At 64.7% G+C, this 13,687-nt stretch carries 13 protein-coding genes; 10 read left to right on the top strand and 3 right to left on the bottom strand.

The genetic code is table 11. The annotated features are described in order from the left end of the window. The first annotated feature begins 8 nt into the window (after positions 1-8). From ACWEO2_RS40510 to ACWEO2_RS40495, 4 genes are all read left to right on the top strand, one after another. Positions 9-1,445 (top strand): ammonium transporter, encoded by a 1,437-nt coding sequence (locus ACWEO2_RS40510; protein WP_452410227.1) that lies wholly within the window; start codon positions 9-11, stop codon positions 1,443-1,445. Next, positions 1,442-1,819, top strand: coding sequence for a hypothetical protein (locus ACWEO2_RS40505; protein WP_452410226.1), 378 nt, complete (start codon positions 1,442-1,444; stop codon positions 1,817-1,819). The genes ACWEO2_RS40510 and ACWEO2_RS40505 overlap by 4 nt, the downstream gene beginning before the upstream one ends. An 85-nt stretch (positions 1,820-1,904) precedes the next feature. Continuing rightward, positions 1,905-3,128 (top strand): sensor histidine kinase, encoded by a 1,224-nt coding sequence (locus ACWEO2_RS40500; RefSeq protein ID WP_452410225.1) that lies wholly within the window; start codon positions 1,905-1,907, stop codon positions 3,126-3,128. Then, the gene (locus ACWEO2_RS40495; protein WP_452410224.1) at positions 3,125-3,784 is read left to right on the top strand and encodes a response regulator; all 660 of its coding nucleotides are present in this window, start codon (positions 3,125-3,127) and stop codon (positions 3,782-3,784) included. Before ACWEO2_RS40500 ends, ACWEO2_RS40495 begins: the two co-directional genes overlap by 4 nt. Positions 3,785-4,469: 685 nt before the next feature. Here the strand turns inward: ACWEO2_RS40495 and ACWEO2_RS40490 are convergent. The 3 genes from ACWEO2_RS40490 to ACWEO2_RS40480 all read right to left on the bottom strand — a co-directional run bounded on the left by ACWEO2_RS40490 (position 4,470) and on the right by ACWEO2_RS40480 (position 6,720). Further along, complete coding sequence (locus tag ACWEO2_RS40490; protein WP_452410223.1) at positions 4,470-5,342, bottom strand: ammonium transporter; 873 nt, start codon at positions 5,340-5,342, stop codon at positions 4,470-4,472. 150 nt (positions 5,343-5,492) lie between these two features. After that, positions 5,493-5,984, bottom strand: a complete 492-nt coding sequence (locus ACWEO2_RS40485) for a hypothetical protein (protein ID WP_452410222.1) — start codon at positions 5,982-5,984, stop codon at positions 5,493-5,495. Continuing rightward, the gene (locus tag ACWEO2_RS40480) at positions 5,974-6,720 is read right to left on the bottom strand and encodes a hypothetical protein (RefSeq protein WP_452410221.1); all 747 of its coding nucleotides are present in this window, start codon (positions 6,718-6,720) and stop codon (positions 5,974-5,976) included. The genes ACWEO2_RS40485 and ACWEO2_RS40480 overlap by 11 nt, the downstream gene beginning before the upstream one ends. 369 nt (positions 6,721-7,089) lie before the next feature. On the opposite strand from ACWEO2_RS40480, the gene ACWEO2_RS40475 reads away from it, so the two are divergent. The 6 genes from ACWEO2_RS40475 to ACWEO2_RS40450 form a co-directional block, all read left to right on the top strand. Then, entirely contained in the window at positions 7,090-7,533 is a 444-nt protein-coding gene (locus ACWEO2_RS40475; RefSeq protein WP_452410220.1) for a hypothetical protein, read from the top strand. A gap of 202 nt (positions 7,534-7,735) precedes the next feature. Further along, positions 7,736-9,199, top strand: a complete 1,464-nt coding sequence (locus ACWEO2_RS40470) for a hypothetical protein (RefSeq protein WP_452410219.1) — start codon at positions 7,736-7,738, stop codon at positions 9,197-9,199. A 248-nt stretch (positions 9,200-9,447) separates the two neighbouring features. Further along, positions 9,448-10,812, top strand: a complete 1,365-nt coding sequence (locus ACWEO2_RS40465) for an MFS transporter (RefSeq protein ID WP_452410218.1) — start codon at positions 9,448-9,450, stop codon at positions 10,810-10,812. 74 nt (positions 10,813-10,886) lie between these two features. Beyond that, positions 10,887-11,273, top strand: a complete 387-nt coding sequence (locus ACWEO2_RS40460) for an HPF/RaiA family ribosome-associated protein (protein ID WP_452410217.1) — start codon at positions 10,887-10,889, stop codon at positions 11,271-11,273. A gap of 577 nt (positions 11,274-11,850) precedes the next feature. After that, the gene (locus ACWEO2_RS40455; protein WP_452410216.1) at positions 11,851-12,270 is read left to right on the top strand and encodes a response regulator; all 420 of its coding nucleotides are present in this window, start codon (positions 11,851-11,853) and stop codon (positions 12,268-12,270) included. A gap of 36 nt (positions 12,271-12,306) precedes the next feature. Then, positions 12,307-13,687: HAMP domain-containing protein (locus ACWEO2_RS40450; protein WP_452410215.1), on the top strand; the 1,381-nt coding region annotated here is incomplete at its 3' end.

The raw sequence follows: 13,687 nt of genomic DNA, 5'->3' as shown, positions 1-13,687 counted from the left end.
GCAGAATCATGTCACCCTACCCAGACTGGCTCAACTCCGGGGACAACACCTGGCAGTTGGTCGCCGCAACACTCGTCGCTCTGATGAGCATTCCGGGTATCGCCATCCTCTACGGCGGTATCGTCCAGCGGAAATGGGCCGTCAATACCATTCTGATGGCCTTTACCGCCTTCTCCGCGGTCCTGGTGGTCTGGGTGCTGTGGGGCTTCAAAATGGGCTTCGGTGAACCGCTGAAGCTCGGGCCGGGCATCCTGCGGGCCGCGGTCGGCGTTCCGCACACGATCCTCGGCAGCGATAACCAGAACCAGGCGGTCATTCCGCTGCTCGACGGTTTGATGCCGAAGCTTCGTTTCTCCGAGACCACCCTGGCCTACTTCCACTTCGCGTTCGCCGCGATCACCCCGCTGCTGTTCCTCGGCAGCGTCATCGGCCGGATCAACTTCAAGGTATGGCTGCTGTTCGTCCCGCTGTGGACGACCTTCGCCTATACGGTGAACGCCTTCCTGCTGTGGGGTGGCGGCTGGTGGGCCTCGATGGGCGCGCTGGACTACAGCGGTGGCTATGTCATCCACTTGGCCGCTGGCACAACAGGTTTCGTGGCGGCGGCAGTCATCGGCCCGCGCCTCGCCAGGGACCGGGAACGGGCCGTGCCGAACAATCTGCCGATGGCCGCGGCGGGTGCGGGCATCCTGTGGCTCGGCTGGAACGGTTTCAATGGCGGCGATATGTATTTCGGCGGTGCGAACGCCTCGCTCGCCATCCTCAACACCAACCTGTGTACCGCGGTGGCCGTACTTGTGTGGGTGTGCTGGGATATGATCGCCGGCCCGCAGCGCAAACCCAACTTCCTCGGCGCGATCAATGGCATGATCGCCGGACTGGTCGCCATCACACCGGCGGCCGGATATGTCAACAGCTTCGGCGCGATGATCACCGGCGTTGTCGCCTCGACACTGGTGTGGCTTTCCTGGAACAAATTGGGGCGGACCAGATTGTTCCGCAAGGTCGATGACACGCTGGGTGTGTTCCACACCCACGGTGTCGCGGGCTTGGCCGGTGGTCTGCTGGTCGGTGTGCTCGCGGATCCGCACATCATCGTGTACCTGGGCAATGGCAATGATGTTGCGGACGTGGCGGTTTCGGGTTGGCTGTACGGGCATCACCCGAAACAGCTGCTCTGGCAGGCGGGTGCGGCTGCGACGGTTATCGCGTGGGATGCCTTCGTCACCTTCGTGATCCTGAAATTCTTGGGGTTGTTCATGAGTCTGCGCATGCCGGACCATATATTGGAGACCGGTGATGTCGCGGCCCACGAGGAAGAGGCCTATCCGGACGAGACCCTGGTCTCCGCCCATGTGGGGACGCTCCCCGCAGCGCCCGCCGTGCCCAAGCGTGCGCCGGACAAACCATCGGGTGAGGCGCCCGGGAATCAGGCGACCAAGTGAATGCCACCATCCACCTACAGGGCAGTGTCGGGTACGGCATCGATGACCCGATGAGTCCAGGTGACGGCGTCGACGCGAAGCTCATCACCTTGGTGCTGCCCGCGGCCGTCTTCGATCAGATCAAACAGGCGCTGGCCATGTTCGGCGTGCGGCGGATGGTGGTCTGCCAGGTCTATCGCGTCGACGATCGGGGCAGCCGGGTCGAACGCTATCGGGGCCAGCAGTTCGTCAGCGATGTCGAGGCCGGTCTGCGCATCGAATTGCTGGCCAGGAATGAGGATGTCGCCGATCTGATCCGGCTGGTCGACCGGATCGGTGCGAACGCCGGACCGTCCGGAATCCAGATCTGGATGATCGACGCGCGCTCGCTGTGAATCCACCTCACTCGCGAGGATGACGGTCGGGTCATCCGGACGCGGGAGGCGAGCGGGTCCGCATGCGGGAGACACTGGGTGCACTATGAGTTCTCGCAGTGTGCACGCCCGGACCACCGGCGTGGTCTTCCGGGCGTTGCAACGACTGCGCGCGCTGCCGTCGAGTGCGGTCGATACCGTGCTCGCGGTCGCGGTCACGGTGGCCAGCGTGGGGCCCGCGATCGTGACGCGGGCGTCGTGGTGGGTGGTCGCCTGCTGTGCGCTGGCGTCCGTGCCCGTGCTGTGGCGGCGGCGCGCGCCGATGCTGGTACTGCTCGTGGTCGGGCCCGCGATCACCGTACTGGCCTGCTTGCATGCCCTGCCCGCAATGCCCTACGGCACCATCGTCTGCTTCTATACGATCGCCGCCTACAGTCCGCCGCGGTCGCGGCGGATCGCGTTGATCGCCGTGAGCATCGGAATCCTACTGTCCCTGATCATCCCGAACGAGAGTCCGGACTCCTACGGCTATGCGGCCATGTCCTTCGTCACCGCGTGGGCACTCGGCACCGGTGTGCGGGCGCGGCGGCTGCAGATCGAGATGTTGGAGGAGCGGGCGCGCCGACTCGAGGAGGAGCGGGTCGCGGCCGTCGACCGGGAACGGCTGCGCATCGCGCGGGATATGCACGATATCGTTGCGCATTCGGTCGGGCTGATGATCGTTCAGGCCGAGACCGGACCGCTGCTGACCCGGACCGATCCGGATCGAGCCGATGCGACGTTCGCGGGCATCGCCGATACGGGTCGCGCAGCGGTGCAACAGCTTCGGCGCAGTCTCGGGGCGTTGCGCGGCACCGACGATCCGCCGCACCAACCGGGCATCGAGGCGATACCCGATCTGGTCGAATTGTCGCGGCGCGGTGGGCTCGCCGCCTCATTCGACGAATTCGGTACGCGCCGTGCGGTTTCCGGTGACGTCGGGGTCACCGCGTATCGGGTGGTGCAGGAGGCGTTGACCAATACGATGAAGCATGCCGGGGCCGCTAGCGCGCGGGTGTCGTTGCGATGGTCGCAGGATCGACTGATCGTACGAGTGAGCGACGACGGGCACGGACTTCGGTCGGCATCGCCCGCTGGCGGTCCGAAAGCCACGGTCAGCTCGGTACTCTCCGGCTCGGGCGGGCACGGGTTGATCGGCATGCGGGAGCGCGTCACCACCGCCGGTGGGTGGCTTCGTTACGGGCCTTCGGCGCACGGTCGGTCGGCCGAAAACTCTTCGACCGCTGGCTTCGAGGTCACCGCCGAACTTCCCATCGCGCAGGGGAGTTGAGCATGCGCGTGCTCGTCGTCGATGACCAGGACCTGTTCCGCGCCGGATTCCGGCTGATCTTGGAGACCCAGCCCGATATGACCGTGGTCGGCGAGGCCGCCGACGGAGTCGAGGCCGTCGCTTCGGCGCTCGAATTGGCACCCGATGTCGTGCTCATGGACGTGCGGATGCCACGCATGGACGGTGTTGCCGCGACCGCTCGCATCTGCGCTCAGACCAGCGCAAAGGTGTTGGTACTGACCATGTTCCATGCGGACGAATACGTCTACGACGCGCTGCGTGCCGGAGCCAGCGGCTTCCTGCTGAAGGACGTGCGCCGCGAACAATTGGTCGAGGCCGTGCGCGTGGTCGCCGCTGGCGAGGCATTGCTCGCCCCGGCCGTGACCCGTCGCCTCATCGCCGACCTGGCCCACCACGGTCAGCCCCGGCCCGACCTCATGCGCCAACTCGACGAACTGACCGAACGCGAACGCGACATCCTCCGCAACCTCGCCCGCGGCCTCTCCAACGCCGAACTCGCCGCCACCCTCGTCGTCAGCGAACACACGGTGAAATCCCATATCAGCTCGGTCTTTGCCAAACTCGGCCTCCGCGACCGCGCCCAAGCCGTTGTCTTTGCCTACGAAGCGGGCCTGGTAGTCCCCGGGCGGGACTGAACCCACAGCTGTCATCGGTACTTCGGCAACGCCTCCGGCTTCATGAGACGCGCGTCTACCAAAGTTTGCCGAGCCGCTTCCTTATGCGGGCACCCAGCGCGACACCCCCTGTGCCGCTGCATAGTCCAGTGGGCCTCGGCCACAGTCAGTGGCTGGTCGGGTGCCTCGTGTTGCCACCCGTCCAGCCACCTCCCGGCATCGGCGTGCCTTGCGTCGGCGGCCCGGATACGTTCGCGTCGACGTTCGGCTCGCCATTCGGCTTGGACGCGATCGACGATCGCCTGCACCGATGTTTCTTCGTCCGGTTCGGCTTTTCGCCGCCAACTGAACCTCACCACTCACCCCTGTCGTCGTCCGCCCATGTCGTCGGTGGCACACCACCCGGCGGAGTGTTGTCATCCGGCGCGAACTGCGAGGAGCGCCGCCAACGCACACCGCGCTGGCGGCGCACCCACACGCCGAAAGGAGGCCGTATCCGTCCATCGCGGCTGTATCGAACCGCGGCGGCATTAATGGAAGCAGTTCTGAATTGCACAGAATTTCGAGGGCGCGACGAATTCGGCGGTAGCCACTCCATTCGACGAGGTGGATTGATCGACCAGTCGCAAAGTATGAATGCCAGAATTTCTGGCTCGACGCGATATCCGCGCCGTGTCGCGCCTGATCACATCGCATAGGCGATCAGCTAATTATCGGGTTTCGACGATGCGGTCTGCGCCCATTTAGTCGTGCCGTCGGGTGCGTTCAGCGTGTTGATAAGCTCCACCGCTGACAGCACCAGAACCGGTCCCCCGGCGGTAATTGTCCCCAGCACGCCGCCGATCCCCGCACCGGCCATCGCGGCGGGTATGCAGCCCACCCCGAACAGCGGCAAACCCATAATGCATCCGGTAACGCCTCCGACGACCAGACCGATCATGGTGCCGACGAACGTGCCGATCGTGGCGGCGAGCCCGAATCGCGTCGAGAACTCCGCCATCGCGGCCTGATTCTCGACCGGTGACGCGACCGGCGTGGCAGTCGGCGTGGCGGCTGATGCGGCGGTCGGTGCGGCGGCGGGCCGCAGCTCACCGGGTGTCAATTGCAGTTCTTTCGCATCTTTACTGAGCGAAGAGTCGACCGTCAGCACCTTGTCGCCCACGGTGAATCGCGTTGGCATGACCATTACGGGCGCGCCGCTCCCGTCGAGAATTGTGAACGAGCTGCGGTCGTGGTCGAGAACGAAGGTCCCGCCCGATAGTGTGGTTATTACCGCATGTTCCACCGACGTGACCTTGTACTCGATGTCATGTTCGGCGGATGCGTCCGCATGGGCGGTTACCGGCGCGATTGCCGCAACGCATGCGAATCCGATCGCCGCGATGCGCGAGGTTTCGATCACGAATTGTCCTTTTCTATTTTGTGGGCCAGAAATATGATACGGACGCGCTGAAGCGCGCGGCCGTGGACCGGCCGCTGCGAGCCAACAGACAACCACAGTCGCAATGTCCTGACCAGCTTCGACCCAAGAAATAGGTGATAGGTGCGAGCAAATGTCGGAGAATCCTGCCAGTCGCATACCGAAAGTTTGATTCCTCGCCGTCGTCCGGCTGACATCGGATTGTGATAGGGCAAGACACCGCGTTTCGCTCGTCGCGCATATTTGTCATCGATCGACGCCGTACCGTCCGGACGCCACCTTCCGGTATGCCCGATTCGAGCGTCGGAATCAGGACAAGTCGGTCAGCCGTGCCGTATATCTCAGCTTCGGCAGGTCGGTGTCACCCGGCCGAATCCGCTCGGCGAGATCCGCGAGTATGGACAGCGACGGTGGCGAGAGGTCGACGGCCGTCCGCAGCAGCCGCCGTAGCGGGTCGTCGGAAACGGTTGCGATGACACTGATGTCGGTTCGTCGTTCACCGCGAGGCAGTCCGGTCCCGAGCCAGTAGGGGTCGGCACCGAAGAAGTCCGCAAGGGCCTCGATCAGTTCGGAACGAGGATGGCATCGATGTCCGTGCCGCAGCATGGATACGTAGGACCCGGATGTCGCCTGCCCGTTGCGAGCGAGAGCTTCGGCGAGAGTGCGGTATTGCAGTGGTCGGCCGTGCCCGGCCTCCCATTCGGTGATGAGTCTGTCCAAGCGGCCCGCGAATTCGGCATCGCCCGCAGCCGCCGAACGCCCCGGTGATATCTCGGTCCAGGTGCCCCGTTCAGTTGCCATCGCGCACATCCGAGAAGTAACAGGGGACGCACCCGCGATCCAGCCGGGCGGGATAGGGGTCGCCCAATCGGACCGGCAGGTGGCCCTTTTCGTATGCACGGTCCACCTGGATCTGCGATAGCGGTGCCGACCCGAGTGCCCGGAGCTCCCACCGCGTTCCCGTGGTATCCGATTGCCAGCCGTCCGGGTCGATCGCGTATATCCGCTGCACCAGTCGATCGACAACAACGATGGCGTGGTGAGCGTTGCGTCTCGCGGCGGTGCTCACCCGCCACCAGCGCCGATCTCGCTCGTAGAGCGCTTCGGGGGTCCGCAGCACCGACGGCCCGGCATCCGGCCACGGCTGCGAGATGATCAGCGCCATACGCTCACCGACCGCGGTGAGGGCGCCCCAGCGCGCATAGGCATGCGCCCGGTCCAGACCGGTGGCGGAGGCGACGTCGCCCAGCTCGGCCGTATTGTCGAGGGCGGCGGCAGCAGCTTCCGACATCCCGGCGTCGATCTCGCACGCGAGCACACTGTGCACTCGCAGCAGGGCTAATTGGAACTCGCGCACCTCCGCGAATTCCAGCTCGCCATCCTCATAGCGAGTCCATGCCTGTGGTCCGAGCCCGCTCAGTTGGCCCGCGAGGCCGACCAGGATAGTCCGCACGGACCGTGACAGCCATAGCCTCTCGGTTGCCCACAGATCGCGCGCAAAGGCATATCCGCAGCCATTTACGTGTGCATCGGTCATGGCCAAGGACTCTAGCGAGGAAAGTTTCGCAGGTCACGGATTTACCGGATCGATCTCAAGCAAATCTTCTGCTGGGCGAGAATTAAATAGCTGTCCATTTGCGTATGCCAACCAGTCGGTTCGTAGCTATCTTTCGCTCGATTTCGAAAATATCGACCGAAAAACGTCCTTCTGGTCCACGACGTCCCGCTCGAACAAACCTGGACTCCAGATGGCAGATCCCGCACAAGGCAAATGCCCGATGTGCTCCCCCAATCGATCGGCCAGCGTAACGGTGCGTCTTCCCGCCACCGACGTCTGGGCAGATGTGCGTTCCGCGAACACGGTTCGAAAAGGGAGAACACACTGATCGCGATACCGACGAATTCGATGACCCCCATGGCCGCCGCGGCCGAGCCCGTCACCACGGCCGACCGGTTCGATTGGTCGATCGGCCACGCCGACGACACGATCGTGGTGACGTTCGGCGCGGAACGCGCCGGAATCGAGTTGCCCGCGTCGCTGCGAATCGGAGTGGAGTTGTTCTTCCAGGACAACGGCCTGTCGGGACCAACCATTGCTATCGGTGGTCCCGTCGGGCGCCATATCCGGCTCGTCACCGGCATCAGCAAGGCCGATCGGGCCATCGAGTATCTCCAGCACTGCGGGGCGGTGCTCTATGTCGGCCGCGCAGTATGGCACCTGCCACACGTTTCGGGCCCCGGCCTCGCATGGTCGGCGGGCGGCGGACACGGCCATCGCATACCCCCGCTCGTGGCGGTCGCCGCCGCGGTTCGAGCGGTGCGACTGTGCAGCCCCGCCGGACTCGAATAACTTGCGCAGGCGTCACACGGCGAATCGTCGCTGACCGCTCGGTAGGAAGGAATCGGGGCGAATTGTGCTGACTCGCCATGAGCCCCGGCGCCTACGCGGCGGCGGCGCCTGAGGAGTGAGGTGGGGTTCGCTCGTAAGGGCGATGTGGGGGAGCGGTGCGCGCGGGAAGCATCGGACAGCATCCGATCGAGTGGAGCTGTCGATGAAGCGTTTTCCGACCCTGTCCGCCATTCTGGTGTCGGCGGTGCTGTGGTACTTCGGTACCGGCCTGCATCCGTTGCCCGGCCTGGTGGTTCTGGCACCGCTGCCGGTGCTGTTGATTGCGCCGCGAGTCGCCGCAGCGGCGGCGTTCTTCGCCGGGTTCCTGGCGTGGTGTGGGAGTGGGCTGCGGTTCTGGTCGTATTTCATCGACACCGTCGAGCAACCTGTACCCGTTACGGTGCTGCTCCTGGGTGGAACCGCCACGGTTTTCGGCGGATTGGTGGCGATGACGCGTGCTTTGCTGCTGCGGGGTCGACCGGGGTTTGCGGTGCTCGCGCTGCCAGCTGGTTGGGTGGCGTTCGAGTTCTCGGTATCGCTTGTTGGGCAGTTCGGCGCGTGGTGGAGCATTGCGTACACCCAATTCACCGTGCTGCCACTGATTCAGCTCGCGTCGCTGACCGGTCCATGGGGAATCACCTTCCTGATCCTGCTGGTGCCGGCGGCTATCACGGTGCTGACGACACCCGAAGTGACTGCCGCCCAACGTCTTCGGGTCGCAAGCGCGACCGCGGTGCTGCTCCTCGCGGTCGGGGCATTCGGCTGGTGGCGGCTGGCCGTGGCACCGGAGCGGGATATCGTGCGCGTCGGTCTGCTCGCGCTTTCCCAACCGCCGGAATACGTTCCGGTGGACTCGCCGGATGGCCGCGATATGGTCGCGCGCGCGGTGACGGAGATCGACCGGCTCGCAGACCAGGGCGCGCAAGCGGTTGTGCTGCCCGAAAAGGCTTGGACCGCAGACGAATCGACCTTGCCGATGTTGTCGGGCCCGCTGACCGAGGTCGCCACCCGGCGCAATATCCACGTCGTCGCCGGACTCATCCTCACCAGCGGCGCAACCAGCGTGAACGCCGCCATCGACTACCCATCGGGCGTGCGGTATGCCAAACACCGGCTGATTCCCGGCCTCGAAGACGGCCTCGGACCGGGGACCGGCTGGCAACGCGTGCCCGGCGAACCGTGGGCATTGGCAGTGTGTTTCGATCTGGACGGTCCGGACCTGGTACGCGAAAACCGGCGGCGCGGCGCGACCCTACTGCTGGTTCCGGCACTGGACTTCACCAGCGACCACTGGCTGCACAGTCGGATGGCCGTCATGCGCGGCATCGAATCCGGCGTCGGTATCGCTCGCGCACCGCAACTCGGCGAACTCGTGGCCAGCGACTCTCGCGGCCATGTCCTGGCGTCGGCGCGAACCGATATCACGGTGACCCGTTCGGTGCTCGCCTCGATCCCACTGTCATCGGGCACGACGGTCTATGCCCGGTTCGGCGACTGGTTCGGCTGGCTGTCCATTGCGCTGTTCGCCCTGACAGCCGTCGGCTCGATCGGGCGGCGATCATCGACCGTGCACACCCCGAGCCCGAGCCGCCAGCTACGCGCAGCAGACACCCGTCCACGACGGTAGCCGGGCGGTCGCTACGCACCCATTGGGCGAACAGCGTTCGGCGCCCGCAACCGCCAATATGACGACGATCACAATCGCTGTCGATACCGCAGGTCGCGGCGGGCTCGTCCGTGTGCGCATGGGAGGGCAACTTGTTTGCCCAGCTCGGAACCTGGGTAACGGTTGCTTTCGTGCCCCTTGCCCGCAAAACCGGGCGGGGCCGGACGAACGAATCGAGGCCCCGGACCGGGGCCGGTGAGGAGGCGCGCATGACGGACAGCAAACCGGAGGTCATACCCCTGCGCCGATCGGTCCTCGCCTCAGCGATGGGCAATGCCACCGAATGGTTCGACTATGGCGTCTACGCCGCCACCGCCACCTACCTCACCGACGCATTCTTCCCCGGCGATCTCGGCACCCTCGGCACCATGCTCGGCTTCGCCGTCTCCTTCGTCCTGCGTCCCCTCGGCGGCATGGTCTGGGGACCGCTCGGTGACCGGCTCGGCCGAAAGGTGGTGCTGGCCACCACGATTCTGCTGATGGCCGCCGCGACCGGTGGTATCGGCCTGCTGCCGACCCATGCCCAGATCGGTTGGCTGGCACCGCTGCTGCTCATCGCATTGCGGGTGGTCCAGGGCTTCTCCACCGGCGGCGAATACGGCGGCGCCGCAACGTATCTGGCCGAATGCGCCAATGATCGCAAGCGTGGATTCCTCGGCAGCTTCCTGGAATTCGGCACCCTCGGTGGATTCGTCGGCGGTTCGGCGGTGGTGTTGTTGTGCCAGCTCGTCTTCGGATCGGCGGCGATGCACGACTGGGGCTGGCGCATCCCGTTCCTGTTCGCGGTGCCGCTCGGCCTGATCGGCTGGTACCTGCGCGCACATCTGGACGAGTCGCCGGTATTCACCGAGGTCGCCGATCAGCCGCATCCGCCGGGCGGCCTGCGCGAGGTGGTGACCACCTACCGCCGCGAGACGCTGACGCTGGTCGGGCTGGTGGTCGCGCTCAATGTGGTGAACTACACCCTGCTCACCTATCAGCCGACGTATCTGCAGCACACCATCGGTGTCGGCGAGTCGACCACCACCGCGATGATGCTGATCGGGCAGCTGGTGATGATGATCGTGCTGCCGCTGTTCGGCAGGCTCTCCGACCGGGTCGGCCGCCGCCCGCTGTGGTTGGTCTCGCTGGTCGGTCTCGCGGTACTCGCAGTGCCCATGTACTGGCTGATGGGTCAGGGAACCGGTTGGGCCATCACGGGATTCATCGTGCTCGGCCTGCTGTACGTCCCCCAGTTGGCGACCATCAGCTCGACCTTTCCCGCGATCTTCCCGACGCATGTGCGCTATGCGGGATTCGCCCTCGGGTACAACGTCGCCACGGCCGCATTCGGCGGCACCGCCCCGCTGGTGAACGAGGCGGCGCTCGAATCGACCGGCTGGTCGCTGTTTCCCGCCGCGTATATGGTCGGCGCCAGCCTGATCGGGCTCGTCGCCTGGTCGTTCCTGCGCGAGACCGCGGGAACTTCGTTGCGTGGCACCGAGGTTCCCGATGCGGGCCAGCTGCCGTCGTCGATTGCCGCACAGCCGTTGGGTGAACCTGGGAATCTGCTGAGCACGCACCCGCGCGGGTAGTGTCGCTATTGCCGATGGATTGCTGATTCGGCCACCGAGCCGGGTCGGCGACCGTTGGCGACGGTACGCAGACAGTGCTGTCCGCACCTATCGGATTGGAGACGCTCGTGCAGATTCAGGTCAACACCGGCAGCAATATCCACGGCGGCGCATCGCTGGCCGAGCGCGTGGAGTCGACGATCTCCGCGACACTCGATCGCTTCGCCGATCAGGTCACCCGGCTGGAAGTCCACCTGACCGATCTGAATGCCGAAAAGGGCGGCCCGGACGATAAGCAGTGCGTGCTGGAGGCCCGGATATCCGGTCAGCCCCCGGTTGCCGTCACCCATCGCGCGGCCACGGTCGCCGAGGCCTACACCGGCGCCGCCGATGCCATGGCCCATCTGCTCGACAGCCGCTTCGGCCGCCTGCATCACACCAAGGGCGGCGAATCAATCCGGTACCTGCGCGCCGAGTTGTAGACAGCGTCGACAATAACCACTACTGCCGTATTTCCTGGAATCGAAGATCGCACCGGGCTCGATATCGCCATATAGCGATACATCGTAGATTCGAACTCGCACGGCGTCAGCGGAAGGTCTGGCAATCCGTACCGTGAAATCCGATTTCGGAGGGTTCAGTGGAATGGCGACATTGATCCTCGCCAAGGCGATACTGGACGAGTCGCAGCAGCCCTAACGGTCACGTGGTGGCATTGGCGCCACTGCTCTACCTCATTTCGGGAGTCCGGGGGGTTCGGCTACGTCCGTACGATGACAGACGGTGCGCGGAAGAATGCGAGAGAATGCGCCGCGCCGATGAGGCGGCGACAGCGAACAGCATGTCATCCTAGCTGCGCGGTGACATCGGCGGTAGGCTGCAGCGGTATTGTGCTGGCACGAACAGATTCTCGAAGATTTGGTTACCTTCCTGCGATCCGGATTGCGGTCCTGGATGAATATCGTGTCTATTCAATTAAGATCATGAAAATTTCTACTAGAAAGTGCGACTCGCATAAATCCGGCAGCAACGAACAGGCATCGATGTAGACTGACAGCTATGTCGGCTGATGTCGACGCTGGGCATACTCGGCTACTAGTGGCGGAAGATCACCCTATGGTGGTGATGGCGTTGGACTCCGCCTTCGAATTCGTCGACGACATCGACGTCATCGAAATAGCGAGTTCGGTCGAGGACACCATCGGTGCTGCAAGCCGTCACCATCCGCACGTCATCCTGCTCGACCGCCGGCTGCCCGACGGCGATGGGATCGATGCGATCGAGCGGCTGCGGATCGTGTCCCCAGAGACCAGGGTCCTGGTCTTTACCGGGGATGCGAACCAATCCATGGTTGATCGGGTGATCGCGGCGGGTGGTGCTGGCCTGGTGCTCAAGACTGGAGTGTTCGACGACCTGCTGCACGCCATTCGGCAGGTCGCCGCCGGGCAGGATTACTTCGACGTAGACCTCGGACACTGAGTGACTGCAGAGGCGAAGTTAGGTTAGGTACCGCTGATGGTCCAAGACACCGCCAGCATGGATCGAGTAAGCAGCAACGACGAACGTCTGCAGCCCCTGTTGGACGGGCTCAAAGCGGTACGCGATGGTGACTTCCGGCGGTCCCTGCCCAAGGTCGGTGATCCGCTGCTGGACGAGATCGCCACCGTGTTCAACGGCATGGTCGACCAGCTCTCGCTGTTCACCACCGAGGTCACCCGCGTCGCCCGGGAGGTCGGCACCGAGGGCAAGCTCGGTGGCCAGGCGTCGGTGCCTGGGGTCTCGGGCACCTGGAAGGATTTGACCGAGTCGGTCAATGCAATGGCGGACAACCTCACCGCTCAAGTCCGCGACATCGCCGGTGTAGCCACAGCGGTGGCGCAGGGCGACCTGTCGCAGAAGATCACCGTGGATGTCAAAGGAGAGCTGCTGGAGCTGAAGAACACCATCAATACGATGGTGGATCAGCTCTCGGCGTTTGCCGACGAGGTGACCCGTGTCGCCCGCGAGGTGGGCAACGAAGGACGGTTGGGCGGCCAGGCGCAGGTGCCCGGCGTGTCGGGAACATGGCGGGACCTCACCGAATCGGTGAACGTCATGGCGGGCAATCTCACCGCACAGGTTCGGTCGATCGCAGAGGTGACGACCGCGGTGGCCAAGGGCGACCTGTCGCAGAAGATCACCGTGGATGCACGCGGCGAAATCCTGGAGCTGAAGTCCACCATCAATACGATGGTCGACACCCTGTCCTCGTTCGCCGACGAGGTCACCCGCGTCGCCCGCGAGGTCGGTACCGAAGGTCAACTCGGTGGCCAGGCCCAGGTGCTGGGAGTCTCGGGCACCTGGAAGAGCCTGACGGAGTCGGTGAACTTCATGGCGGACAATCTGACCGATCAGGTGCGGTCGATCGCCCAGGTCGCCACGGCGGTTGCGCGCGGGGATTTGTCGCAGAAGATCCGGGTCGATGCCCGAGGTGAGATCCTCGAGCTGAAGGACACCATCAATACGATGGTCGACACCTTGTCTTCGTTCGCCGACGAGGTCACCCGCGTCGCCCGCGAGGTTGGTACGGAGGGGCGGCTCGGCGGCCAAGCCGACGTGAAAGGCGTATCCGGCACCTGGAAGGGCCTGACCGAGTCCGTCAACGTGATGGCGGACAATCTGACCGATCAGGTGCGGTCGATCGCCCAGGTCACGACCGCGGTTGCGCGCGGGGATTTGTCGCAGAAGATCCGGGTCGATGCCCGAGGTGAGATCCTCGAGCTGAAGGACACCATCAATACGATGGTCGACACCTTGTCTACGTTCGCCGACGAGGTCACCCGCGTCGCCCGCGAGGTTGGTACGGAGGGGCGGCTCGGCGGCCAAGCCGACGTGAAAGGCGTATCCGGCACCTGGA

It is taken from the genome of Nocardia sp. NPDC004278 (assembly GCF_053602975.1).
Note: the sequence above shows the minus strand (reverse complement) of the source record. Positions and strands in the feature narration are given on the sequence as shown.